The sequence below is a fragment of the Streptomyces boncukensis genome (assembly GCF_011045075.1).
Classification (GTDB): domain Bacteria; phylum Actinomycetota; class Actinomycetes; order Streptomycetales; family Streptomycetaceae; genus Streptomyces; species Streptomyces boncukensis.
In genome coordinates this window covers 1-24,262 of record NZ_JAAKZZ010000052.1, presented here as the reverse complement: position 1 = coordinate 24,262, position 24,262 = coordinate 1, and the positions used below count along the sequence as shown (strand labels likewise).

Here is a 24,262-nt window from a genome sequence, read left to right as displayed (position 1 = left end):
GAGGGCGAAGGGGGAGAGCGTCGCCGAGGAGAGCGGGACGAGGTAGGGGCGGCAGCCGAGGGGGAAGGAGAGGTCGCCGGTGTGCACGTCGTACACCGGGTCGAAGCCGCGCCAGGAGAGGAACGCGAGGAACCGGCCGTCCCGGGTGAAGACGGGCTGCTCGTCCTCGAACCGGCCGTCGGTGACGTCCAGGATCGCGGCCGACTCGGTGATCTTGGCGATCTTGATCTGGGAGAGGGAGCGGCCCACGCCCGGGTGGGCCCAGGCCAGCCACCGGGAGTCCGGCGAGAAGGCGAGGTCGTGGACCGGGCCGTTGAGGGAGCGGATCAGCTCGGTGACGCCGGAGCGCGGGTCCGCTTCCTCCGTCTGCCCGACGTCCACCAGCAGCAGGGCGCCGTCGTGCGAGGCCACCGCCAGGGTCTCGCCGTCCGGCGAGGAGACCAGCTCCAGGACTCTCCCCAGCCGGCCGGCGGCCAGCCGCACCGGGCGGCGCGGGCCGGACGCCCTCGGCAGGTCCGCGACCTCGATCGCGTCCTCCCCCTCCGCGTCCGTGATGTACGCGATCCGCCCGGTGTCGCCGAGCATCTCGGGGAGCCGGACCCGCACGCCCGGCTCGTCGGCGATGGCGCGGGCCGGGCCGTCGCGGTGGGTGAGCCAGTACAGGCTGCCGCGTACGCACACCGCGCTGGCGCGGCCCGTCGTGTCGACGGCCAGCGAGTCCAGGTGGTCAGCGGCCGGGACCTGGTACGGGCGGCGGCCGGCGCGCGGGCCGCCCAGCTGGACGTCCAGGCGGCGCGGCTTCGCCGTGTGGGAGAAGTCGTCGACGAGCCACAGCTCGCCGGCGCACTGGTAGATGACGCGGCGCCCGTCCGTCGCGGCGTGGCGGGCGTAGAACGCGTCGTGGTCGGTGTGCCGGCGCAGGTCGGAGCCGTCGGGACAGCAGGAGTAGAGGTTGCCGACGCCCTCGTGGTCGGAGAGGAACGCGATCCGCTCGCCCACGAACATCGCGCAGTCCAGATGGCCCTCCAGGTCGGGCAGCAGCCGGGTGCCGTGCAGCCACAGGCGGCCCATGGCGCCGCCCCGGTAGCGCTTCCAGGCCGCCGGCTCGTGCGGCGGCCTGCCGCTGAGCAGCAATGTGCGGCGCTCGCCGCCCTGTTCGGCGACGGCGATGTCGGCGACCGGCCCCCAGGGCAGCTGGCTGCCCGCCGCACCGGGCCCGGAGGGGCCGTCGACGGGGACGCGGTAGGCCCAGGAGTAGTACGAGAAGGGCTGGCCGTGCGAGGCCACGGCCAGCACGTCGCCCTCGGGGGTCCAGCCGCGGACGCGGGTGTCGCCCGCGCCCCAGTAGGTGAGCCGCTGGGACGGGCCGCCCCGGACGGGCACGAGATAGATCTCCGGGTCCAGGCTGCGCCAGGTGACGCAGGCGATACGCTGCCCGTCAGGGGAGAAGCGGGGATGGCTGATCCGGGTGCGGTCCACTGTCAGCCGCCAGGCGCGTCCGGCGCGCAGCGGGGCGATCCACAGGTCGTCCTCGGCGGCGAAGCAGATGAGGTCGCCGTGGAGGTGCGGGTATCGGAGGTAGGCGCCTTCGTCGGTCACCTATCCCATGGTTCGGGGGGAATTGGGGTGCGGCAAGTTGTGACCTAGACCATAATCCGACGAATCGCTCATCCTTTCAGTGCGAGACTGCGTCGAATGACATGAGCTGTCATTCCGGTTGGTAGTCGCGCCTGCGCGAGTGCCGAGGAACCCCGATCCCGAACACCCCCGTCCATACCGAGACCGGAGAACCTCTCTCGTGGCAACATTCCTCTACAAGCTAGGCAGGCTCGCCTTCCGGCGCCGCCGCCTCTTCGCGCTGGCCTGGGTGGCCTTGCTGGCCGCCGCCATCGCAGGCGCTTCCACCGCCTCGTCACCACCCGAGGACGACTTCGCGCTGCCCGGTACGGAGGCCCAGAAGGCGTTCGACCTGCTGGATGAGCGCTTCCCGGCCGCGAACGCGGACGGCGCGGAGGCCCGTATGGTCTTCCGCGCCCCGAACGGCGAGAAGATCACGGCGACCGACAACAGGGCCGCCGTCAAGGAGACCCTGCAGGACCTGTCGGGCGGCCAGGCCGACTCGGTCTCGGACCCGTTCGCCAAGGGCAGCGGCGCGATCAGCGACGACGGCAAGGTCGCGTACACCTCGGTCAAGTACAAGGTGCCCGCGAACGACGTCACCGACGCGACGCAGGACAAGATCAAGGCGGCGGCCGAGGACGGCCGCAAGGCCGGGCTGACCGTGGAGACCGGCGGTGACGCCCTCTTCGTGGAGCCCGATATGGGCAGTACCGAGATCTTCGGTATCGCCGTCGCCGCCATCGTGCTGATCCTGACCTTCGGCTCGCTGATCGCGGCCGGACTGCCGCTGATCACCGCGCTGATCGGCGTGATGATCGGCATCATGTCGATCACCGCGCTCGCCACCACGCTCAATCTGTCCTCGGATACGAGCACCCTGGCGATGATGATCGGCCTCGCGGTCGGCATCGACTACGCGCTGTTCATAGCCTCCCGCTACCGGGCCGAGCTCTCCGAGGGCCGGGACCGCGAGGAAGCGGTGGGGCGGGCCGTCGGCACGGCCGGCTCCGCCGTGGTCTTCGCCGGTCTGACGGTCGTGATCGCGCTCGTCGGCCTGTCGGTCGTCAACATCCCGGTGCTGACGCGCATGGGTATGGCCGCCGCCGGCACGGTCGTGATCGCGGTGCTGGTGGCCCTGACGCTGGTCCCGGCCGCGCTCGGCATCGTCGGCAAGCGGATCTTCGGCCGCCGGGTGCGCAAGGCCAACCCCGCCACCGGGGTGCCGCCGGCCGCGGGCGCCGAGGGGCAGAAGCCGAAGCTGGGCGTCCGCTGGGCCCGCCTCGTGCTGCGCCGTCCGCGGCTCATCCTGGGGGCCGCGGTGCTGGCCCTGGCCGCGGTGGCCATCCCGGTCGGCAGCATGCAGCTCGGCTTCCCCGACGAGGGCAACGAGCCGAAGCACACCACGCAGCGCAAGGCGTACGACATGCTCTCGGACGGCTTCGGCGCGGGCTTCAACGGCCCGCTGATGGGCGTCATCGAGGTGGACAGCAGCGACAACCCCCAGCAGGCGGCCCAGGAGGTCAAGGACCGGGTCTCCAAGGTCAAGGGCGTGGTCGCGGTCACGGAGCCGACGTTCAACAAGGCCGGCGACACGGCGACCTTCACGGCCGTCCCCAAGACCGGGCCCGGCGACGCCGAGACCGAGGACATCGTCCGCGACATCCGCGACGAGTCGGGCGCGATCAAGTCCGCGACCGGCGCCTCGCTCTACCTCACCGGCGCGACGGCCGTCACCATCGACTTCTCGCAGGTCATGAATGACGCGCTGGTCCCGTATCTGGCGCTGGTGGTCGGTCTGGCGTTCGTGCTGCTGATGCTGGTCTTCCGCTCGCTGCTGGTCCCGCTGAAGGCGGCGCTCGGCTTCCTGCTGTCCGTGCTGGCGGCGCTCGGCTCCGTCGTCGCGGTCTTCCAGTGGGGCTGGGCGGCCAGCCTGATCGGGGTGGAGCAGACCGGCCCGATCATGAGCATGATGCCGATCTTCATGATCGGGGTCATCTTCGGCCTCGCCATGGACTACGAGGTCTTCCTCGTGACCCGGATGCGCGAGGCGTACGTCCACGGGGAGAGCCCCGGCGAGGCGATCGTCTCCGGCTTCCGGCTGGGCGCCCGGGTCGTCGTGGCCGCGGCCATCATCATGATCAGCGTCTTCGCGGGCTTCATCGGGGCCTCGGTCGCGATGATCAAGATGATGGGCTTCGGCCTCGCCATCGCGATCCTGTTCGACGCCTTCGTGGTGCGGATGGCGATCGTGCCCGCCGTGCTGGCGCTGCTCGGACGGCGTGCCTGGTGGCTGCCGAAGTGGCTGGACCGGATCCTGCCGAACGTCGACGTCGAGGGCGAGAAGCTGCGGCACCACCTGGAGGACGGTGCGAGGGAGCGGCCCGCCGCGACGATTCCGGCGCAGCGGGCACCGGAGCGTACGGGAGTGTGAAGTGAGAAGTGAGGTGCCGGCCGCCCTCTCGGGTGGCCGGCACTCGCGGGCCCTGCTGCGCTCCCTCAGACGTTGCCGAGGAGGGCGGCGAGGGCCTCTTCCAGATCCAGGTGGGCGTCCTCGCGACCGACCGGGACGGCGTCGTACGCGCAGCGCAGGAATCCCCACAGGTCCGCGCTGCGGAACTCCAGCACGGCCACTCCCTCGCCCGCGTGCAGCTCGATGACCGTCTGCTCCAGCCCGCAGGGCCAGACGTGCACGTCACCCTCCCCGGCGGGCCCGCGCAGCCCCGCGTCCAGCAGGTCCCGCGAGAACGTCCAGGCCACATCGCCGCCGTCGAGGGAGATGTCGGAGGGGAAGAGGATACGGACGGCGAGCGGGTCGGCCGGGTCGTAGTGGAGGGTGGCGGCGAGCGGCCGGGTCGCCGGCGGCCGGGTGATGAGTTGCGCCTTCACGTTGTGCTCGATGACCTGTGACACGTCTGCTCCCTCTGGGTCGGGGACCCCCGGCCCCACTGGTTCCGGGCTGCCCCTACGCCTACTCAGACGCGCGGCGCGGCGTGACAGTCACCCGGATGAGCGGGTGAGGTGTACCACAGCGTAGCTGGATGTGATCCAAGCCACTCGCAAACCGGTCATTCCCTGTCTAAAGTTCTCTCCGGCTGCGCTGGAGCTCTTGTCATGACCAGACAGCCGGAAGGTGCCGGGCGGTCCGAGGAGTCCGGCGGAGGGGCCGCGGACGGGTCCGGGGTACCCGGCGTGCGGCCGGGGAATGCACGCGGGCGTACGTCGATCGTCGTGCTCGGGCCCCTGTGCTTCGGGCGCCTGCCGCTCCGCTGACGGAGTCTTGCACACCGTTTGCAGGTGGCTGCTATTTTCATTTGGTCACCCCCTGAAGGTCATGTTCACGACTCTGCCGAGCGGAGCTCATTGTCATGCACGTGCCTGACGGATTCATTGACGCGCCCGTCTCCCTCGGAGCGGGGGTCGCCGCCGCCGGGGCCGTCGCCGTCTCGCTCCGGGGCTCCCGCAGGGAACTGGGCGGCGCCGAGCGCACGGCACCCCTCGCCGGGCTCGTCGCCGCCTTCGTCTTCGCCGTCCAGATGCTCAACTTCCCCGTCGCCGCCGGAACCAGCGGCCATCTGCTGGGCGGAGCGCTCGCCGCGGTCCTCGTCGGGCCGTACACCGGGGTGCTCTGCATCGCGGTCGTCCTGCTGCTGCAGGCGCTGCTCTTCGCGGACGGCGGGCTCACCGCGCTGGGCGTCAACATCCTCGACATGGGGGTGGTGACGGTGCTCGTCGCGTACGGGCTGTTCCGCGCGCTCATCCGGGTGCTGCCGCGCGGCCGGGGCCCGGTCACGGCCGCGTCGTTCGCCGCGGCACTGGTCTCGGTGCCCGCGGCCGCCGTCGCGTTCTGGGCGCTGTACGCGCTGGGCGGCACCGCCGACGTCTCCCTCGGGAAGGTCTTCGGGGCGATGGTGGGCGTCCATGTGCTGATCGGGATCGGGGAGGCGGCGATCACCGCGCTGACGGTGGGCGCGGTGGCGGCGGCACGGCCCGACCTCGTGTTCGCGGCGCGGGACCGGCTCGCCGTGCGGCTGGAACTGCGGACCTCGCCGGTCGCGGCGGCACCGGCGGGCGAGCCGCAGCCGGTGCCGGAGCCGTCGGTGCCGGAGCCGGTGTCGGAGCCGGAACCGTCGGTGTCGGAGCCGGTGCGTTCGGAGCCCGCTGCCGCCCCGCGCCGTTCGACCCGGCGGCTGTGGCTCGCCGGGCTCGCGGCGGCGGTGATCTGCGCGGGCGGCGTCAGCTTCTACGCCTCCGCGTATCCGGACGGGCTGGAGAAGGTCGCCGCCGACAACGGCATCGACGAGCAGGAGGAGGACCACGCGGCCAAGGACTCGCCGCTGGCGGACTACGGAGTGCGGGACATCGCGAACGGCCGGCTCTCCGTGGGCCTCGCCGGGGTGATCGGGGTGGGCGCGACGCTGGCTGTGGGCTCGGGCACGTTCCTGGTCCTCCGCCGGCGTCGGCGGAGTTCCGGGAGCGAGGGATCCCCCTGACGCCCGGTGCCCCGCATCGGCCGGGCCCTGCTGGGCAGGGGCTGCCCCTGCCCGTGCCCCGCAGGCTGCGGGGTGCTCTGTGGTTGCGCGCGCCCCGCGGCGAAGCCGCAATGGACACGAGCCCCGCGCCCCTGAAGGGCCCCGTCACGAAGGAGGCGCCCCGAAGGGGCGCGGGGAACTGCGCGACCAACCACGGCAGACCCGCGGACGGCCGACGACCGGACGGGGCAGCCCGGCATCCGCAGCCCGGCACCCGCACCCCGGCACCCGCCGCCCCGCAGCACCGAACCGCACCGGACGAAGGAGGGCGCCCATGGGCGCGGGACATGCGCACCGGCTCTACCGGGCGGGCGAATCCGCCGTCCACACCCTCCCCGCGCACTGCAAAATCGCGGCCGTCCTCACCTTCGTCCTGGTCGTCGTCGCGACCCCCCGGGAGGCGGTGTGGGCGTTCGGCGGCTACGCGGCGCTGCTCGCCGCCGTCGCCGCGACGGCCCGCACCCCTCCCGTGTTCGTACTCAAACGCATGCTGATCGAGGTGCCGTTCGTCGCGTTCGCGCTGCTGCTCCCCTTCGTGGCCGAGGGCGAGCGGGTCACCGTGCCCGGCGGCCTCTCCCTGTCCGCCTCCGGCCTGTGGGGCGCCTGGAACATCCTCGCCAAGGGCACGCTCGGGGTCGCCGCCTCCGTGCTGCTGGCCGCGACCACCCGCGTCGACGAGCTGCTGACCGGGCTCCAGCGGCTGCGGCTGCCCGCTCAGCTGTGCCAGATCGCGTCGTTCATGGTGCGCTACGGGGACGTCGTCGCCGACGAGCTGCGCCGGATGCGGATCGCCCGCCTCTCACGCGGCTTCGAGGCGCGCGGCCCGCGCCAGTGGGGGGTGCTGGCCAAGACGGCGGGAGCGCTGTTCATCCGCTCCTACGAGCGCGGGGAACGGGTGCACCTCGCGATGCTCAGCCGGGGCTACGACGGGGTCATGCCGACCCTCGACACCGGCGGCGCCGACCGTGCCGCCTGGGCGCGCTCCGCCGCACTGCCCCTGTCCGCTCTCGTCATCTGCCTGCTGGGGTGGAACCTGTGACTGCTGAGAACCCCGGAGCCCCGCCGCCCTCCCTGCGGGTGAGCGGGCTCGCCTACGCCTACCCCGACGGACACCAGGCGCTCTTCGGCGTCGAGCTGACCGTGCCGCGCGGCCGGCGCGTGGCCCTGCTCGGGCCGAACGGCGCGGGCAAGACGACCCTCGTGCTGCATCTCAACGGCATCCTCACCCCCGGCGCCGGGTCCGTCGCGGTCGCCGGGCTGCCGGTCACCAAGCCGAACCTCGCCGAGGTGCGTCGGCGCGTCGGCATCGTCTTCCAGGACCCGGACGACCAGCTGTTCATGCCGACCGTGCGGGAGGACGTGGCGTTCGGGCCCGCGGCGGCCGGGCTGCGCGGCGCGGAGCTGGCCGCGCGGGTGCGGGAGGCGCTGGAGCGGGTCGGGATGGCGGCGTACGCGGACCGGCCGCCGCACCATCTCTCGTTCGGCCAGCGCCGCCGGGTCGCCGTCGCCACCGTGCTCGCCACCCGCCCGGAGATCCTCGTCCTCGACGAGCCCTCCTCCAACCTCGACCCCACGGCGCGCCGCGAACTGGCCGACCTCATCCGCTCCCTGGACGTCACCGTGCTGATGGTCACCCACGACCTGCCGTACGCGCTGGAGCTGTGCCCGCGCTCCGTCGTCCTCGGCGACGGGGTGATCGCCGCCGACGGCGACACCCGCGAGCTGCTGTCCGACCCAGCGCTGATGCGCGCCCACCGGCTGGAGCTGCCGTTCGGTTTCGACCCCCGCTCCGTGACCGTGCCGGGGGCATAGGACGATGGAGCGCGCAGGACAGGACAGAGCGCGCGCAGGCGGACGGGAGCGAAGGAAGCGTGGCTGAGGTCGGAGTCGGGAGCCAGGCCGTGCCAGGGGCCGGTGCCGGTGCCGGTGCCGAGGCCGCTGTGCACGGCACGGTGGCCGAGGGCTATGAGCCGGTGCGGGACGCCTTCGTGCGGAACTTCCGCGAGCGGGGCGAGACCGGCGCGGCCGTGACCGTGCACCGGCACGGGCGGAAGGTCGTCGACCTGTGGGGCGGCGTGCGGGACCCGGAGGACCCCGAGTCCGCGCCGTGGGAGGCCGACACCCCCGTCGTGCTGCACTCCGCGACGAAGGGCCCGGCCGCCGCCGTACTCCATCTGCTGCACCAGCGCGGCCAGCTGGACCTGGACGCGCCGGTGGGCACGTACTGGCCCGAGTTCACGGCGCACGGCAAGGACCGGGTGCTGGTGCGGCAGCTTCTCGCGCACCGCGCCGGGCTGCCCGTGCTCGACACCCCGCTCACCCCCGCGCGGGCCGTGGACGGGGTCAGCGGCCCGCGGGCCCTCCAGGCGCAGCGGCCCGTGTGGCGGCCCGGCACCGACCACGGCTACCACCCGCACACCTACAGCTGGCTGCTGGCGGAGCTGGTGCGGCGGGTGACCGGCGGCAGCCGGACGATCGGACGCTGGTTCGACGACGAGATCGCCCGGCCGCTCGGGCTGGACCTCTGGCTGGGCCTCCCGGAGCGGATCGAGACGAGCGGACGCGTGGCGCGGATCGCGTACGTGCCCGCACCGCCGCCCCCGCGCGGCGGGCTGCGCACCCGGCCCCGGGAGTCCGTCGCCGGGGCCTACGCCGACCCGGACTCCCTCACCAGCCGCGCTTTCGGCGCCATCGCACCGGGCCCCGACGAGAACGACCCCGCCTACCGCGCCGCCGGGCTGCCCGGTTCCGCGGGGATCGGGACCGCGCGGGCGCTGTCCCGGTTCTACGCCGCGCTGATCGCCCCGCTGCCGGACGGCGGCCCGCGCCTCTTCACCCCGGCCACCCTCACCCAGGCCCGCTCGGAGGAGTCCAGCGGACCGGACCGGGTGCTGGTGGTCGCCACCCGGTTCGGGCTGGGCTTCATGCTGCACGGCCCGGCCGCGCCGATGCTCGCGCCCGGCTCCTTCGGCCACCCGGGCCGGGGCGGCTCGCTGGGCTTCGCCGACCCCGAGTCGGGGACCGCGTTCGCCTATGTCACCGGCACGATGCACAAGTCCGTCACGAACGACCCCCGGCCGCAGGCCGTGCTGCGGGCACTCCGGGCGGCCGCGAGCGGCTGATCAGGGCTTCTCCAGCTGCCAGCGCCCCGGGTCGCTGTAGTAGCTGTAGGTGTCCTTGTCGGCCACGCCGCTGGTGCGGAACGGGCTGCCGCCGTCGTCGATGCGCATCGTCCCGCTGTTCCGGCCGCTGCTCCAGTCCAGCTCCAGATACCAGCGGCAGTCGCAGTTCGCGGCGCCGGCGGTGACGGCCAGCACCTCCGGGTCGTCGGCGGTCACCTTGAGCGGGAACGGCTTGGCGGGGGTCCGCTTGTCCAGGTGCCAGCCCTGCACGGGCTTGACCTGCGGGGTGACGTTGTCGAGCCCGATCTCGTACGACGCCGGGGTGACGCCGCTGCCGCAGCCGATCCCCGGGTCGTAGTGCCGCCAGGCCAGCGCCGGGCCGCGGCTGACGACCTTGGCCCGCAGCGCCTCCAGGACCACCGGCCGCTTGCCGGTGCCGCGCACGGTCACGCCGATCCGGGTCTTCTTCGCGTCCACCCCGCCCAGCCCCCGGGCCCAGGTGGTCATGTCATCGGACGGGAGGCCCGGCATATGGCCGGGGGCGCGGTTGATGAGGAACGTCTGCTGGCACTTCTGCTCGTCCCAGGCGTACGGGCGGACGCTCAGCGACACCGGCGGCGTGTCGGCCCCGCCGGAGCCCGGTGAGGACGAGGACCGCGAGCCGTCCCGCTCGCCCCGGCCGCCGCCGGACGGCGTGCTGCCGGCCGACGCGCTCGCCTCGCCCTGCGCCGCCTTCTCCCCGCCCTGCTGCCCCTTCGCTGCCTTCGACGGGGAGGGGGAGGCGGGCGCGGAGGCCGTGCCGCCGGCCTCGGGCCCGGCGCCGGGGCCGGGCCGGTGCGCCGCGGTGCCGCTCTCGCCGCCGCGGCCGTCGTCCGGCGACCCCGAGCCGACGGTGGCGGCGACGGCCACGGTGACGACCGCCGCAGCGGCGACCGCACCCGCGAGCAGCGGGCGTCTGCCGGGCAGCCGGCGGCGCGGTGCGCTCGCCGCGCCGACGGAGACGGCCGGTTCCCCGTCGTCGTCCGGCTCCCCGTCCGGCTCCCCGTCCGGTTTCCCGGGCGGCGGGTCGGACGGCGGGCCGGGCGGGTTCGGTGCTTCCGGCGGGGCCTCCTGGGCCTCCTGGGCCTGCGGGGGAGGGGCTGCCCCTTGCTGCTCGTTGCCGGGCGCGGCCCCTGACGGCTGAGCCGAGTCATCCGGTGCGGCGGCCTCCGCGTTCGCGGTTTCCGCCGTGCGCCGTGCCGTGCCGCGCGTCGCGTCGGCCAGGACCCAGCGGCGGTGCAGCTCGACCAGTTCCCCGCGTTGTGCCCCGCACAGCCGTGCGAAGCGCTCCACGGGGCCGTAGTCGTGCGGTACGGCGTCGCCGTTGCAGTAGCGGTGCAGCGTGGAGGTGCTGACGTGCATCCGTTTCGCGAGCACGCCGTAGCTCTGCCCCGTCCGGTCCTTGAGCTCCCGCAGCATGGCTGCGAAGGAGTCCGCCCCCTCTGCTGGTGTCATCCCGAACTCTTCTTCCCCGCTGGACGTCACTGCCGCGCCAGCATCTCATGTGTCCCTGGCACGCATCCCAGGCCGCCCGTCTTTTCGCAGATCGGAGGCGATACGGGCGTCCCCACGTCCCAAACGGGCGGAAAGGTGTTGCCGGTCGGGCGCCGGCCCGGGGAGTGTGGCGGTCACGCCGCGGCGTCGAGGCCGAGCCTCCGCCCTGCGGTACCACGTACGCATCGACCGGGGGTCCGCCTGCCATGATCGCCACACGCAGCCAGCTCGCACTGTACGTCGCCACTACGCTGGCCACGGCACTGCCCCTGGCCGCGTGTCAGGGCGGGGGCCGGAACGCCGACGGGGCCGACGGCACGTCCGGCAGGGGCTCCGTCGGCAGGCTGGCCACCTTTGTGCTGTCCGGCGCCCTCAGGGCCGACGAGGGCACCTTCGCCACCTACCGGCAGAGCGGGGCGCGGACCGCCCGCATCCGCTGAGGGGACGCGGGCCCGGTCCGGAGCCCGCCCCGGCCCCGTGCGGCTGGGCGGGTCAGACGACCTCGGCGCCCCGCACCGGGCCGGAGGCGGGGCGCGCGGTGCGGCAGGTGCCGGAGGCCCGCAGGGCCTGCGCCGTCCGCGTGCCCGCCTCCGCGTCCTTCACGAGGAACGCGCAGGTCGGTCCGGAGCCGGAGACCAGCGCCGCCAGCGCACCGGCCGCCAGGCCCGCCTCCAGCGTCGCGTTCAGCGCGGGGCGGAGCGCGACGGCCGCCGGCTGCAGATCGTTGGCGAGCTCGCCCGCGAGCGCCGCCGCGTCGCCCCTGCGCAGCGCGTCGAGCAGCGCGAGGGAGGGCTCCGGGTCCGGCACGCTCTCCACGGTCGCGCCGCCGCCCGCCGCCTCCCGCAGCCGGTCGCACGTGCGGTAGACGTCCGGGGTGGACAGGCCGCCGTCCGCGGTGGCGAACACCCAGTGGAACGTCCCGCCGGTCTCCAGCGGCTCCAGCAGCTCGCCCCGCCCCCGGCCCAGCGCCGCGCCGCCCGCGAGGCTGAACGGCACGTCCGAGCCCAGCTCGGCGCAGAGCGCGAGGAGTTCCGGGTACGGGGTGCGGGTGCCCCACAGCGTGTCGCAGGCCAGCAGCGCGCCGGCGGCGTCCGCGCTGCCGCCCGCCATCCCGCCCGCGACGGGGATGTCCTTGGCGATGTGCAGCCGCACTCCCGGGTCCCGGCCGTGCCGCTCGGCCAGCAGCCGGGCCGCGCGGACGGCGAGGTTGCCGTCGTCGAGCGGGACGTGGTCCGCGTCCGGGCCCGAGACGGTGAGGCGCGGCCCGCCCGCGCCGCCCCGGTCGTCCTGGTGGTCCGCCGGGCTCGCGGTGACCTTGTCGTGGAGGCCGACGGCGAGGAAGACGTTCGCCAGGTCGTGGAAGCCGTCCGGGCGCCGCCCGCCCACCGCGAGCTGGACGTTGACCTTCGCCGGTACCCGGACGGTGACGCTGCCGGTCACCTGATCCCCTCCCCGTTCTCCGATGGGCGCGGCCGGTGCTCCGCGAGCGCCGCGAACTCCTCGACCGTGAGCGACTCGCCGCGCGCCCGCGGGTCGATCCCCGCCGCCTCCAGCGCCTCCCCGGCCGCCGCAGCGGAGCCCGCCCACCCGGCCAGCGCGGCCCGCAGCGTCTTGCGCCGCTGCGCGAACGCCGCGTCCACCACGGCGAACACCTCGTCCCGGCTCGCGCGGGTGGCGGGCGGCCGGGTCCGGCGTACGAGCGAGACCAGCCCGGAGTCCACGTTCGGCGCGGGCCAGAAGACGTTCCGCCCGACGGCTCCGGCCCGCTTCACCTCGCAGTACCAGGCGGCCTTCACGGACGGCACGCCGTACACCTTCGAGCCGGGTCCGGCCGCGAGCCGGTCGGCGACCTCGGACTGCACCATCACCAGCGTCCGCTCGATGCCGGGGAACGCCGCCAGCAGGTGCAGCAGCACCGGGACGGCCACGTTGTAGGGGAGGTTGGCGACCAGCGCGCTGGGCTGCGGGCCGGGCAGCTCGGTGAGGCGCAGCGCGTCCGCGTGCACCAGAGCGAACCCCTCGGCGCGCTCCGGCAGCCGCGCGCGCACGGTCGCGGGCAGCGCGGCGGCGAGTGTGTCGTCCACCTCCACGGCCGTGACCCGCCGTGCGGCGCCGAGCAGCGCCAGCGTCAGCGAGCCCAGCCCGGGGCCGACCTCCAGCACCACGTCGTCCGGGCGCACACCGGCGGCGCGCACGATCCGCCGCACGGTGTTCGGGTCGATGACGAAGTTCTGCCCGCGCTGCTTGGTCGGCCGCACGCCCAGCGCCGCGGCCAGCTCGCGGACGTCCGCGGGGCCGAGCAGGGCGGCGTCCCGTACGGCGTCCGGGCCGGAGCCCGGTACGGCGTCCGGGCCGGAGTCCGGTACGGCATCCGGGTCGGCGCCGGGACCGGCGTCTGGGGAGGGCGGTGCTGCGTTCACCGCGACAGTTTACGGCCGCACACCGGCCATGGGCTCGCCCCCCGGGAGACGTACAGCTTCCGTGCGCGCTGCGTCTGCTCGGCCGCCGACGCGTCCTGCGGGCGTCCGCTGCCGCCGAGGCCGCGCCAGGTCTGGGTGTCGAACTGGTAGAGCCCGCCGTAGGTGCCCGAGGGGTCCACCGCGTTCGCACGCCCCCCGGACTCGCACTGCGCGAGCGCGTTCCAGTCCAGGCCGTCGCCGCCGCCTTCGCCCCCGCCGCCGCCCGCCGCGGGCTTCGGCTTCGGCCGCTCCTTGGTACCGACCTTGATCACCTCGGTGCGGGGCTCGCGCACCACCTCGTCGCCGGTCCGCTTCGGCTTCTGCTTGACGCCGTTGACGACGCGCACCCGGTAGGTGATCCTGCGCAGCCCCGGACGCCCCTGCTGGGCCACGACCTCCGTGCCCTTCAGCAGCTCCGGGTCCTCGCGGCGCACCGTCTCGTACGGGATGCGCTGCTCGCGCACCTTCTTCCCGTGGTCGATCCGCAGCACGGAGACGGTCTGCCCGTCGCGCGGGACGCTGCCGAGGGGGACCGAGGCGGTGTCGCTGCCCCGCAGGGTGAGGCCCGCCTCGCGCAGCGCCTCGCCGACGGTCGAGGCGTTCGTCCGCACGGTGTGCTCCCGGCGGTCCGCGAGGAAGGTGACGCTGCGCTCCGTCCACACCTCCAGCGCCCGGCCCTGCCGCCCGATGGGCGCAGAGCGCGGGGCCGAGATCCGCGCGCCCTCGGCGCGCACCCCCAGATCGCGCAGCGCGCTCCCCACCGTGCGGGCCGTCGTCCACGCCCGCCGCTGCTCCCCGTCGAGGGTGAGCCGGAGCGGGCGCCCGTAGCGGATGTCGACCTCGTCGCCGTCCGCCAGCCGTTCGCCGGGCGCGGGGGTGACGGCGTCGTGCCGGCCCAGCTCCACGCCCTCGTCGTCCAGCAGCTCCTCCACATCGCCCGCGAAGGTGCGCAGCGTGCGCTCGTTCCCGTCGACGTCGAGGGTGACCGACTTGTCGTACGCCACGAACGCCGAGGTGCCGCCCGCCAGGAACGCGACGACCAGCGCCTGCGGCAGCAGCTTGCGGAACACCTCGGGGCGCTCGGCGCTGCGGCGGGAGCGGGCCGCCCGGCGCGCCGCGGCCCGGCCGCCCTCCGCCGGCGCGGGTTCCTGCCGGGCGGCCGGTACGCGGGCCCCGGACTCCGGACCCCCGTCGTACCGGTCGTATGCGTCGTGCCCGTCGTATCCGGCGGGGTCCTGGTACGGGCCGTCGGGCCCGCAGGGTCCCTCCGCGCCGTACGGCCCGTCGTACGGCGCGTGCCCTGCGTCCCTCTCGTACGCCTCCCCGTACGCCTCGTACCGCGACGGGGGCAGGATCGTGCCCGCGCCCGCTCCCGCGCTCTCCTGCGACTGGCTCACGGCGTCACTCCCAGCGGTCCGGCCCTTGAGAGCCTGTCGGACAGGCCCGGCGGCGGGGGACTGTAGCGGAGCGGTCGTCACTCTCCCAAGCGGCTCGACCACTCTGTGTCGCAGCGGCTACCCTGCCCGCTGCCGGGACCCGTCAGTAGCCGAAGGCGCGCGCCGTGTTGGCGGCGAGGTGGGTGGCCAGGGCTTCCTCCGTCATGCCCCGGGTCGCGGCCATCGCCCGGACCGTGACCGGAACGAGATACGGCGCGTTAGGCCGTCCGCGGTAGGGCGCCGGGGTCAGGAACGGGGCGTCGGTCTCGACCAGCAGCAGCTCCGGCGGGGCCGCGGCGAGCGCGTCCCGCAGCGGCTGCGCGTTCTTGAACGTCACGTTCCCGGCGAAGGACATGAAGTAGCCCTCGGCGGCGCACGCCTCGGCCATCGCGCGGTCGCCGGAGAAGCAGTGGAAGACGGTGCGCTCGGGCGCGCCCTCCTCGTCGAGGATGCGCAGCACGTCCGCGTGCGCCTCGCGGTCGTGGATGACCAGGGCCTTGCCGAGCCGCTTGGCCAGCGCGATGTGCTCGCGGAACGAGCGCTGCTGGGCGGCGACGCCGTCCTCGCCGGTGCGGTAGTAGTCGAGCCCGGTCTCGCCGACCGCGAGCACCTGGGGCAGGGCCGCCAGCTTCTCGATCCCGGCGAGCGCCTCGTCCAGCTCCGCGCCGGGCAGCCGGGGCGCCTCGTTCGGGTGCAGCGCCACCGCGGCCCATACGCCGTCGTACGCGGCGGCCGTCTCGGCGGCCCAGCGCGAGCGCTCCAGATCGCAGCCCACCTGCACCAGCGTCGTCACTCCGACGGAGGACGCCGCCTCAAGCGCCTCCGGCACCGTGGGGTCCTGCATATCGAGGTGCGTGTGCGAGTCCGCCACGGGGACGCGGAGGGGCTCGGGCAGCGGCGGCGCCGCGCGGTCGGCCCGGTCTGTCGAACGTTCTGACGGCATACCGGCGATGATAGGCGCGCCACCGCGCGCCCGGACTCGGCGGTGTCAGTGGGGCGGAAGCGCCGCCTCAGCACTGGAAACCCGTCCCGATCGCATGATGCGCACCACATGCCCCTCGCAATTGCGGCAGGTGGGGTTCGTGAGGGGGGAGGGAACACGCTCGCCATCCGCGTAATACACGATCAGCGGACGCCCGTCGGCATATTCCAGGTGCTTTATTTCGTACCCCTGCTCCCATCCGTAACCGCACTTCATGCAGGCGAACGAGTACGCCTCGTGTGCTGTGCTGCTGGCTTCCCTCATGGCAGCTCCTCTCTCGGCCGGGCGGCCACTTCCCAGTGGACTCCCACTCCGATGGGAAGGCAGCACCTCTTTCCCATTGTTGGGGGAGATTTTGAGTCCGCGTGCCCGAGGGGCCGAGAGGACCGTTTCTGACTTTGCGGGCCTTTGCTTTTATACGCTAATCCTTTACCCGGCTCCCGGCACAGCGACGGCACCCCGGACGGGGCGCCCCGTCAGCCCTGGGCGTGCTTCGCCGAGACCACCGCGTCGAAGACGGTGCGCTTGGGGACCCCGCACTCCCGCGCCACCGCCGCGATCGCGGCCTTGCGGGGCTCGCCCGCGTCCTCCCGTACGGCGACCCGCCGCACCAGCTCGCCGGGGTCCGCCGTGCCCGCGGCCGCCTCCGCGCCCCGCACCACGACCGTGATCTCGCCCCGCACCCCGTCCGCGGCCCAGGCCGCCAGCTCCCCCAGCGGGCCGCGCCTGACCTCCTCGTACGTCTTGGTCAGCTCCCGGCACACGGCCGCCGGCCGGTCCGCGCCGAACACCTCGGCCATCGCCTCCAGCGTGGCCCGCACCCGGTGCGTCGACTCGAAGAAGACCAGCGTGCGCCGCTCCTCGGCGACCTCCCGCAGCCTGGCCGTCCGCTCGCCCTGCTTGCGCGGCACGAAGCCCTCGAAGCAGAACCGGTCGACCGGCAGCCCGGACAGCGCCAGCGCCGTCAGCACCGCCGAGGGGCCCGGCACCGCCGTGATCCGGATCCCGCGCTCCACCGCGGCGGCGACCAGCCGGTAGCCGGGGTCCGAGACGGAGGGCATCCCCGCGTCCGTCACCAGGACCACCCGGGCGCCGCCGGCCAGCTCCCGGACCAGCTCCGGCGTCCGCGCCGCCTCGTTGCCCTCGAAGTACGACACGAGCCGGCCCGGCAGCCGGGCCCCCAGCTCCTGGGCGAGGCGGCGCAGCCTGCGGGTGTCCTCGGCGGCCACGACGTCCGCCGCGGCCAGCTCCTCCCCCAGCCGGGGCGGCGCGTCCGAGGGGTCCCCGAGGGGCGTTCCGGCGAGTACGAGCGTTCCTGTCACCCCTCCATGGTCGCAGCGCGCCCAGCACACCCACAGCGGCTATCCCTACGATGGCCCGCGTGACGACGAGCGACACAGCGGCGGACCCCGACCGTGCCCTGGGCGGCCCGGACAGCCAGGACCCCCTGCCGACCTGGCAGGCGAGACTGCGCAGGTTCGGCTACACGCCGCGGACCCGAGGCGGGGTGCGGGACCGGCTGACCCCTCCGTTCCCGGGGCCGCAGCCGCGCCTCGCCGCCGTCTTCGGCCTCGCGCCCGGCACCGTGGCCCGGCTGGCCCGCTGGTCGGGCTGGGGCGGGCCGCTGCTGGTGGCGCTCGTCGCGGGCGTGCTGCGGTTCTGGCGGCTCGGCTCGCCGCACGCGGTGATATTCGACGAGACGTACTACGCGAAGGACGCCTGGTCCCTGTGGCAGTACGGCTACGAGGGGACCTGGGCGGAGAAGGCGAACGAGCAGATCCTCGCCGACCCGCAGAAGATCCCGCTGTCGCCGGACGGCTCGTACGTCGTCCACCCGCCGGTCGGCAAGTGGGTCATCGGGATGGGGGAGTGGCTGTTCGGGCTGGACCCGTTCGGCTGGCGGTTCATGACGGCGGTGCTCGGCACGCTGTCGGTGCTGATGCTGTGCCGGATCGGGCGCCGGCTCTTCCGCTCCACGGCGCTCGGCTGCCTGGCGGGCGGCCTGCTGGCGGTGGACGGGCTGCACTTCGTGATGAGCCGCACCGCGCTGCTCGACCTGGTGCTGATGTTCTGGGTGCTGGCGGCGTTCGGCTGCCTGCTGGTCGACCGGGACAAGACCCGCGAACGGCTGGCCCGAGCGCTCCCGGAACAGGGCGGCGAGTTGCGCCCCGACCCGGACGTGGGCAAGCGGCTGGGCCTGGGATGGCGCCCCTGGCGGCTGGCGGCCGGGCTCTGTCTGGGCCTCGCCTTCGCGACGAAGTGGAACGGGCTGTACGTGCTGGCGGCCTTCGGCCTCCTCACGGTGCTGTGGGACATGGGATCGCGCCGGACAGCCGGTGCCCCGCGCCCGTTCCTGGCGATGCTCCGCAGGGACGCGCCCTGGGCGTTCGTCTCGCTGCCGCTGGTCGCGCTGGGCACCTATGTCGCCTCCTGGACCGGCTGGTTCGCCACCTCGGGCGGCTACTTCCGGGACTGGGCGGACAAGCAGGGCGCCGGCGGCTCCTGGGGCTGGCTGCCCGGCCCGCTGCGCAGCCTGTGGCACTACGAGAGCGAGGTGTACGACTTCCATGTCAACCTCACCTCGCACCACACCTACCAGTCCAACCCCTGGAGCTGGCTGGTGCTGGGCCGCCCCGTCTCGTACTTCTACGAGTCCCCCAAGGCGGGCCAGGACGGCTGCACCGACCAGGGCGGCTGCGCCCGCGAAGTGCTGGCGCTGGGCACGCCGGTGCTGTGGTGGGCGGCGTGCGTGGCGCTGCTGTACGTGCTGTACCGCTGGATCCTGCGGCGCGACTGGCGCGCGGGCGCGATCCTGTGCGGGGTGGCGGCCGGCTATCTGCCCTGGTTCCTGTACCAGGAGCGCACGATCTTCCTCTTCTACGCCGTCGTCTTCCTGCCGTTCCTCTGCCTGGCGCTGGCGATGGCGGCCGGAGCGCTGGCCGGGCCGCCGGGGGTGACGGAGCGGCGCCGGGCGACCGGGGTGATCGCGGTGGGAGTCGTCTGTCTGCTGATCGTCTGGAACTTCATCTTCTTCTGGCCGATCTACACCGGCCAGACGATCCCCATGGACGCCTGGCGCGACCGCATGTGGTTCGACACCTGGATCTAGCAGCGTGCCCCCAGGGGGCGTTGGACACACGCTCCGGGCACATCTGTGCCACATTTCTCCCGCAGTGCGGAACCGGGCGTCCCGCAACTCTCGTCTGCGCAGGCGTCAGAGGTATCTGGCGGCACACCACTACCGGTTCCCGTCCAGTACGCAAACCCCCGGAAACGGTGAATTCCAAGTCGCACATCACCGGGAAATGGGGCTCAACGTGCATACCGGGACACGGGCCGTCACAGGTGTGCCATAGGGTGCCTCGCACAGGTCCCCGGCCGGGACGGCCGGGGCGGGGCGGAGGGGCAGAGAACTCGCATGCGTGACAGTCAGAAGATGGCCGTGATCGGCGGCGTGGCCGCCGTCGTCGTCGGGCTCACCGGCGTCGGCGTGTACGCCATGGTCGGCGGCGACGACAGCGAAGGGGACGGCACCAAGAGCTCCGTCGGCGCGCCCGATGACGGCAAGGGCCCTGACGACGAGATCAAGACGGGCCCGCCCAGCGCCGAGGAGGTCCGCGCCACCGCCAAGGAGTTCCTCGCCGCCTGGGCCGCGGGCGAGCCCCGCGAGGCGGCCGCGCTCACCGACGACAAGGCCGCCGCCGGCAAGGCGCTGCGCGGCCTGCGCACGCAGGGCAAGTTCACCCGCGTCGCCACGACGCCGCACGCGGCGAAGGGCGCCAAGGTCCCCTACGCCGTCACCGCGACGGTCTCCTACAAGTCGCAGCGCGCCACTCTCGACTACACCTCCGCGCTGGAGGTCGTGCGCGACAAGACCACCGGCGAGGCCGTCGTCGACTGGAAGCCCTCGGTGCTGCACCCGAAGCTGAAGAAGGGGCAGTCCATCCGGACGGACGAGAGGGGCAAGCCGCCCGTCAAGGCCGTGGACCGCTCCGGCGCCCCGCTCGGCAAGGACGACCACCCCGCGCTCGCCGCGATCATCGACGACCTCGGCAAGCGGTACGGCGACAAGACGGACGGCTCGGCCGGCATCAAGACCCGCGTCGTCGACGCCAAGGGCAAGGACCAGGGCGTCACCCTGCGCCAGCTCTCGGCGCCGACGCCGGGCGAGCTGAAGACCACGCTCGACAAGAAGGCCCAGATCGCCGCCGAGAAGGCGGTCAAGAGCAAGGGCAAGGCGTCCGTCGTCGCGGTCAAGCCCAGCACCGGCGAGATCCTCGCCGTCGCCAACTCCCCGGCCACCGGCTTCAACAGCGCCCTGCGCGGCTCCCTCGCACCCGGCTCCACCATGAAGGTGGTCAGTAGCGCGATGCTGCTGGAGAAGGGCCTGGCGGCACCGGGCAAGCCGCACCCGTGCCCCAAGTACGAGACGTACGGCGGCTGGAAGTTCCAGAACCTCGACAAGTTCGAGATCAAGAACGGCACCTTCTCGCAGAGCTTCGCCCGCTCCTGCAACACCGCCTTCATCTCCCAGGCGAAGAAGCTGAAGAACGACGACCTGACGAAGGAGGCCCGGGACGTCTTCGGCATCGGCCTCAACTGGCAGACGGGCACCGGCACCTTCGACGGCGCCGTCCCGGTCCAGTCCGACGCCCAGATGGCGGCCTCCCTCATCGGCCAGGGCGCGGTGCGGATGAACCCGCTCACCATGGCCTCGGTGGCCGCGACGGCGCAGAGCGGCAGCTTCAAGCAGCCGGTCATCGTGCCCGCCTCGCTGGACAACCGCACCCTGGCGAAGGCGCCCCGGGCGCTGAAGCCGTCGGCCGCGAAGGACCTCAAGGCGCTGATGAAGCTGACCGCGACGAGCGGCACGGCGGCCGAGGCGATGTCGGGGCTCAGCGGGGACATCGGGGGCAAGACGGGGTCGGCCGAGGTGGACGGCCAGAAGAAGCCGAACGCCTGGTTCACGGCGTACCAGGGCGATGTCGCGGCGGCGGCGGTCGTCCCGGCGTCCGGACACGGCGGCGACAACGCGGGCCCCGTCGTCCGCAAGGTCCTGGAAGCCGCGGGCTGAGCCCCCGCCGCGCACCGCGAAACCGCGTCGCGGGGGGCGGGCCCGCACGGGTACCGTCGCCCGCATGACCGAGCAGCACCCCGAGAACGCAGCAGCCCACCCCCGGTTCGCCAAGGCGCTGGCCACCCTCGGCCTGGCCGACGTCGAGGTCCGGACCTTCCCCGAGGCGACCCGCACCGCCCAGCAGGCCGCCGACGCGATCGGCTGCCGGCTCAGCCAGATCGTCAAGTCCCTGGTCTTCCAGGCCGGCGAGGACCGGCCGCTGCTCGTTCTCATGGACGGCTCGTCCCGCGTCGACCTCGACCGGGTGCGCGCGGCCCTCGGCGCCGGCGACCCCGTCCGGCGCGCCGACGCCGCCGCCGTACGGGCCGCCACCGGGTACGCCATCGGCGGCGTACCCCCCTTCGGCCACGTCACCCCGCTGCGGGTGCTCGCCGACCGCGGGCTGCTCGCGCACGACGTGGTGTGGGCCGCGGCGGGCACCCCGCACACCGTCTTCCCCCTCCCGCCCGGGAAGCTGGTCGAGTACGCCCGCGGCACGCTGGTCGACGTCCGCGAGGCCACCGGCGGCGACACCGCGTGACCCCGCTCGTCGTCGCGGCGGTGCTGGCCGCCGCGCTGACGCACGCCAGCTGGAGCGCCATCGCGCACGGCATCCGCGACCAGCTGCTGGCCTTCACCCTGGTCGGCGCGGGCGGCGCGGTCAGCGGCGCGGTGCTGGCCTGCTTCGTCCCGCTCCCGGCGGCCGGCGCCTGGCCGGCCCTGCTGGGCTCGGCCGCGCTGCACGTGCTGTACATGTCGCTGCTGATGCGGGCGTTCCGCCTCGGCGAGTTCGGGCAGATGTACCCGATCGCACGGGGCACGGCGCCGCTCGTCGTGACCGTCCTCGCGGCCGTGTTCCTGCACGAGCGGCCGGACGCCTGGCAGCTCACCGGAGTGCTGGTCGCCTCCGCCGGGCTGGTGGGCGTCGCGCTGTGGGGCATGTGGGGGAGCACGCCGCACTGGCCGGCGCTGGGGGCGGCCGTCGCGACGGGGCTCGCGATCGCCTCGTACACGGTCGTGGACGGCGTGGGGGTGCGCGCTTCCGGCTCCTCGCTGAGCTATACGGCCTGGCTGATGCTGCTGGAGGGCACGCCCATCCCGCTCTACGCGCTGGCCACGCGGCGCCGCGCGCTCGCCGCGCAGCTCAGGCCCGTCGCCGCGCGCGGGGCGCTCGGCGGGGTGCTGTCGGCCGTCGCGTACGGACTCGTGCTGTGGGCGCAGACGCGGGCGCCGCTGGCGCCGGTGGCGGCGCTGCGGGAGTCGTCGATCATCGCGGGCGCCGCGATCGGGGCGCTGTTCCTCAAGGAGCGGTTCGGCTGGCCCCGCACGGCGGCGGCCGTGCTGATGGTGGGAGGGATAGCGCTGATGCTCCACCAGCCCGGCTCGGGGTGACCCCGCCGGGCGGATGCCGGATGCCGGATGCCGGGTACGGGGTGCCGGGTGCGGGGCGTCGGAGGGTGCCCCGTCCGGACTACCCTGGGACGCTGATCAGCCCGCCGCACAGGAGAACTATGGCAGTCAACCTCGTCAATCTGGAAGCCGTCGGCAAGGTGTACGGCACCCGCGCTCTGCTCGACGCCCTCTCGCTCGGCGTCAGCGAGGGCGACCGTATCGGTGTCGTCGGCCGGAACGGGGACGGCAAGACGACGCTGATCCGGATCCTGGCCGGACTGGAGCCGCCGGACGCGGGCCGCGTCACACACTCCTCGGGGCTGCGCCTGGGCGTGCTCACCCAGCACGACTCGCTGGACCCGCAGGCCACCGTGCGGCACGAGGTGGTCGGCGACATGGCGGACCACGAGTGGGCGGGCGACGCCCGCATCCGCGATGTGCTGACCGGCCTGTTCGGCGGCCTCGACCTGCCGGGCTTCCCGCACGGCCTGGACACCGTCATCGGGCCGCTGTCCGGCGGCGAGCGGCGGCGGATCGCGCTCGCCAAGCTGCTCATCGCCGAGCAGGACCTGGTCGTGCTGGACGAGCCCACCAACCACCTCGACGTGGAGGGCATCGCCTGGCTGGCCGGGCATCTGCGCGCGCGCCGCTCGGCGCTGGTGTGCGTGACGCACGACCGCTGGTTCCTGGACCAGGTGGCGACCCGGATGTGGGACGTGCAGCGCGGCACCGTCCACGAGTACGAGGGCGGGTACTCCGACTACGTCTTCGCGCGCGCCGAGCGCGAGCGGATCGCGCAGCAGGAGGAGACCAAGCGGCAGAACCTGATGCGCAAGGAGCTGGCCTGGCTGCGGCGCGGCGCCCCGGCCCGTACCAGCAAGCCGCGGTTCCGGATCGAGGCCGCCAACGCGCTGATCGAGGGCGAGCCCCCGCCCCGCGACAGCCAGGAGCTGATGCGCTTCGCCAACTCCCGGCTGGGCAAGACGGTGCTGGAGCTGGAGGGCGTGACCGTGCAGGCCGGCACCCCGCCGGAGGAGAAGGTGCTGCTGAAGCATCTGACCTGGCAGCTCGGGCCCGGGGACCGCGTCGGGCTGGTCGGGGTGAACGGCGCGGGCAAGACCTCGCTGCTGCGGGCGCTCGCGGACGCGGCGTACTCGCAGGGGGAGCGGCAGCCCGCGGCGGGGCACATCAAGGTCGGCAAGACGGTCAAGCTGGCGTACCTCTCCCAGGAGGTCGTCGAGCTGGACCCGGGGCTGCGGGTGCTGGAGGCGGTGGAGGCCGTCCGCTCCCGCGTCGACCTCGGCAAGGGGCGCGAGATGACGGCGTCCCAGCTGTGCGAGCGGTTCGGCTTCGTCAAGGAGAAGCAGTGGACGCCGGTCGGCGATCTGTCCGGCGGCGAGCGGCGGCGGCTCCAGCTGCTGCGGCTGCTGATGGACGAGCCCAATGTGCTCTTCCTCGACGAGCCGACGAACGACCTCGACATCGAGACGCTGACCCAGCTGGAGGACCTGCTCGACGGATGGGCCGGCTCGCTGGTGGTGATCTCGCACGACCGCTACTTCGTCGAGCGGACCACGGACCGGGTGCTGGCGCTGCTGGGCGACGCGACGCTGCGGATGCTGCCGCGCGGCATCGACGAGTACCTGGAGCGCCGGGAGCGGGCGCGCGCCGCGCCGCCGCCCTCCGCCGCGCCGCCGGCCTCCGGCTCCGGGACCGGTTCCGGTTCCGGTCCCGGCTCCGGAACCGGGGCCGGTTCGGGGACCGGGAAGCCCGCCGGGCTCTCGCGGGCCGCGCAGAAGGAGATGCAGCGCATCGAGCGGCAGCTGGAGAAGGTCGAGCAGCGGCAGGCCGCGCTGCACACCGAGATGGCCGAGCACGCGACGGACTTCGAGCGGGTCGCCGGGCTGGACGCGACGCTGCGGGAACTCGCCGAGCAGCACGAGGAGCTGGAGACGCGCTGGCTGGAGCTGGCCGAGACCGAGGGGGCATGACAACCGCGCAGGTGGCGGTGGTAGAAAGAATGGCCCCTTCAGCCCTTGGGAACTCCTATGTCACAGCCCCCTGTCCCCCCGC

Annotated in this window: 20 protein-coding genes; 11 read left to right on the top strand and 9 right to left on the bottom strand. The window is 73.9% G+C overall.

Features of this window, described 5'->3' with window-relative positions; all coding sequences use genetic code 11:
- Positions 1 to 1,599: S41 family peptidase (locus tag G5C65_RS08080; protein WP_420903290.1), on the bottom strand; the 1,599-nt coding region annotated here is incomplete at its 3' end.
- 199 nt (positions 1,600 to 1,798) lie between these two features.
- Here G5C65_RS08080 and G5C65_RS08075 point away from each other — a divergent pair.
- On the top strand, positions 1,799 to 4,051 hold the full coding sequence (locus G5C65_RS08075; RefSeq protein ID WP_165297961.1) for an MMPL family transporter: 2,253 nt from the start codon (positions 1,799 to 1,801) through the stop codon (positions 4,049 to 4,051).
- A 65-nt stretch (positions 4,052 to 4,116) separates the two neighbouring features.
- Here the strand turns inward: G5C65_RS08075 and G5C65_RS08070 are convergent, their stop codons facing one another.
- Positions 4,117 to 4,530: an SsgA family sporulation/cell division regulator gene (locus tag G5C65_RS08070; RefSeq protein WP_165297960.1), complete on the bottom strand. Its 414-nt coding sequence runs from the start codon at positions 4,528 to 4,530 to the stop codon at positions 4,117 to 4,119.
- A gap of 455 nt (positions 4,531 to 4,985) precedes the next feature.
- Between G5C65_RS08070 and G5C65_RS08065 the strand changes: the two genes are divergently transcribed.
- The 4 genes from G5C65_RS08065 to G5C65_RS08050 all read left to right on the top strand — a co-directional run bounded on the left by G5C65_RS08065 (position 4,986) and on the right by G5C65_RS08050 (position 9,271).
- Entirely contained in the window at positions 4,986 to 6,110 is a 1,125-nt protein-coding gene (locus tag G5C65_RS08065) for an energy-coupling factor ABC transporter permease (protein WP_165297959.1), read from the top strand.
- A gap of 313 nt (positions 6,111 to 6,423) precedes the next feature.
- Positions 6,424 to 7,188, top strand: a complete 765-nt coding sequence (cbiQ, locus tag G5C65_RS08060; protein ID WP_165297958.1) for a cobalt ECF transporter T component CbiQ — start codon at positions 6,424 to 6,426, stop codon at positions 7,186 to 7,188.
- A complete protein-coding gene (locus G5C65_RS08055; protein WP_165297957.1) occupies positions 7,185 to 7,961 on the top strand; it encodes an ATP-binding cassette domain-containing protein in 777 nt (258 codons plus the stop codon). Before cbiQ ends, G5C65_RS08055 begins: the two co-directional genes overlap by 4 nt.
- A 59-nt stretch (positions 7,962 to 8,020) precedes the next feature.
- Positions 8,021 to 9,271 (top strand): serine hydrolase domain-containing protein, encoded by a 1,251-nt coding sequence (locus G5C65_RS08050; protein WP_165297956.1) that lies wholly within the window; start codon positions 8,021 to 8,023, stop codon positions 9,269 to 9,271.
- Here G5C65_RS08050 and G5C65_RS08045 read toward each other — a convergent pair whose 3' ends face one another.
- Complete coding sequence (locus G5C65_RS08045) at positions 9,272 to 10,765, bottom strand: helix-turn-helix domain-containing protein (RefSeq protein ID WP_165297955.1); 1,494 nt, start codon at positions 10,763 to 10,765, stop codon at positions 9,272 to 9,274.
- A 245-nt stretch (positions 10,766 to 11,010) separates the two neighbouring features.
- Between G5C65_RS08045 and G5C65_RS08040 the strand changes: the two genes are divergently transcribed.
- Positions 11,011 to 11,244, top strand: coding sequence for a hypothetical protein (locus G5C65_RS08040; protein ID WP_165297954.1), 234 nt, complete (start codon positions 11,011 to 11,013; stop codon positions 11,242 to 11,244).
- Between the two features lie 52 nt (positions 11,245 to 11,296).
- Here G5C65_RS08040 and G5C65_RS08035 read toward each other — a convergent pair whose 3' ends face one another.
- The 6 genes from G5C65_RS08035 to rsmI form a co-directional block, all read right to left on the bottom strand.
- Positions 11,297 to 12,244 carry a 4-(cytidine 5'-diphospho)-2-C-methyl-D-erythritol kinase gene (locus G5C65_RS08035; protein ID WP_165297953.1) on the bottom strand — a complete coding sequence of 316 codons (948 nt, stop codon included), beginning with the start codon at positions 12,242 to 12,244 and terminating at the stop codon, positions 11,297 to 11,299.
- Positions 12,241 to 13,107 (bottom strand): 16S rRNA (adenine(1518)-N(6)/adenine(1519)-N(6))-dimethyltransferase RsmA, encoded by an 867-nt coding sequence (rsmA, locus tag G5C65_RS08030; protein WP_165297964.1) that lies wholly within the window; start codon positions 13,105 to 13,107, stop codon positions 12,241 to 12,243. The genes G5C65_RS08035 and rsmA overlap by 4 nt, the downstream gene beginning before the upstream one ends.
- Before the next feature lie 113 nt (positions 13,108 to 13,220).
- Positions 13,221 to 14,660: a ubiquitin-like domain-containing protein gene (locus G5C65_RS08025; protein WP_338146278.1), complete on the bottom strand. Its 1,440-nt coding sequence runs from the start codon at positions 14,658 to 14,660 to the stop codon at positions 13,221 to 13,223.
- A 142-nt stretch (positions 14,661 to 14,802) separates the two neighbouring features.
- The gene (locus G5C65_RS08020; protein ID WP_165297952.1) at positions 14,803 to 15,642 is read right to left on the bottom strand and encodes a TatD family hydrolase; all 840 of its coding nucleotides are present in this window, start codon (positions 15,640 to 15,642) and stop codon (positions 14,803 to 14,805) included.
- Positions 15,643 to 15,687: 45 nt separating this feature from the next.
- Positions 15,688 to 15,945, bottom strand: coding sequence for a hypothetical protein (locus G5C65_RS08015; protein ID WP_165297951.1), 258 nt, complete (start codon positions 15,943 to 15,945; stop codon positions 15,688 to 15,690).
- A 212-nt stretch (positions 15,946 to 16,157) separates the two neighbouring features.
- Positions 16,158 to 17,003, bottom strand: a complete 846-nt coding sequence (rsmI, locus tag G5C65_RS08010; protein ID WP_165297950.1) for a 16S rRNA (cytidine(1402)-2'-O)-methyltransferase — start codon at positions 17,001 to 17,003, stop codon at positions 16,158 to 16,160.
- Between the two features lie 50 nt (positions 17,004 to 17,053).
- On the opposite strand from rsmI, the gene G5C65_RS08005 reads away from it, so the two are divergent.
- From G5C65_RS08005 to G5C65_RS07985, 5 genes are all read left to right on the top strand, one after another.
- Positions 17,054 to 18,790: a dolichyl-phosphate-mannose--protein mannosyltransferase gene (locus G5C65_RS08005; RefSeq protein ID WP_165297949.1), complete on the top strand. Its 1,737-nt coding sequence runs from the start codon at positions 17,054 to 17,056 to the stop codon at positions 18,788 to 18,790.
- A gap of 309 nt (positions 18,791 to 19,099) precedes the next feature.
- Positions 19,100 to 20,755 (top strand): penicillin-binding transpeptidase domain-containing protein, encoded by a 1,656-nt coding sequence (locus G5C65_RS08000; protein ID WP_206441365.1) that lies wholly within the window; start codon positions 19,100 to 19,102, stop codon positions 20,753 to 20,755.
- Positions 20,756 to 20,819: 64 nt separating this feature from the next.
- Positions 20,820 to 21,338 carry a YbaK/EbsC family protein gene (locus tag G5C65_RS07995; RefSeq protein WP_165297948.1) on the top strand — a complete coding sequence of 173 codons (519 nt, stop codon included), beginning with the start codon at positions 20,820 to 20,822 and terminating at the stop codon, positions 21,336 to 21,338.
- Complete coding sequence (locus tag G5C65_RS07990) at positions 21,335 to 22,189, top strand: EamA family transporter (RefSeq protein WP_165297947.1); 855 nt, start codon at positions 21,335 to 21,337, stop codon at positions 22,187 to 22,189. The genes G5C65_RS07995 and G5C65_RS07990 overlap by 4 nt, the downstream gene beginning before the upstream one ends.
- Before the next feature lie 119 nt (positions 22,190 to 22,308).
- Positions 22,309 to 24,180, top strand: a complete 1,872-nt coding sequence (locus G5C65_RS07985) for an ABC-F family ATP-binding cassette domain-containing protein (RefSeq protein WP_165297946.1) — start codon at positions 22,309 to 22,311, stop codon at positions 24,178 to 24,180.
- Positions 24,181 to 24,262: the final 82 nt, after the last annotated feature.